General features: G+C 51.6%; 1 protein-coding gene. It reads left to right on the forward strand.

Features of this window, described 5'->3' with window-relative positions; translation table 11 throughout:
- Positions 1-519, forward strand: a 519-nt coding sequence (locus tag AC27IT_RS28260) for a transposase (RefSeq protein WP_487092332.1), incomplete at both ends; no start/stop codon positions are given.

The following is a 519-nucleotide window of genomic DNA, read 5'->3' on the forward strand; positions in this document are numbered from 1 at the left end:
GCCTTGATTTTAGCACAGACTTTATCAGACTTCCATCATTCCATCTCACACATTGGGAAAAAACAAAGGAAACGGATTGGATCGCTGTTCTGGAACCGCATTCTGCCTGTCATCTTTGTCCGATCTGTCTCCGAGCCAGTACCAACCATGCACGTCCTGGACGGCGTATTCTTCGTCATCGTTTCGTTCCTTCTTGGGGGACCGTCTGGGTATCCGTTCCCGTGTATCGCCAGCGCTGTGCTAGTTGTGTGCTTACATGGACAGTGGAATGGAACGGTATCCCGCCTCGAGGATCCGTCACCTCTGCTTTTCAAGAGATGGCGGTGGATATGTGCCACAGTCGGGATTTGCTCTCGGTTGCCAAGCAATTGAGTGCGGCCTACTCGACACTCGAACGCTGGTACTACCAACTGGCCCCCCAACGCCTTGCTCAACCAAAAGAACATGAAGCTCCTGAAGTGGTCTGTCTGGATGAGTTTGCTCTGCAAAAAGGACATAAGTATGGCGTGAACCTCATGG

The sequence above is a fragment of the Brevibacillus sp. YAE8 genome (genome assembly GCF_057543335.1).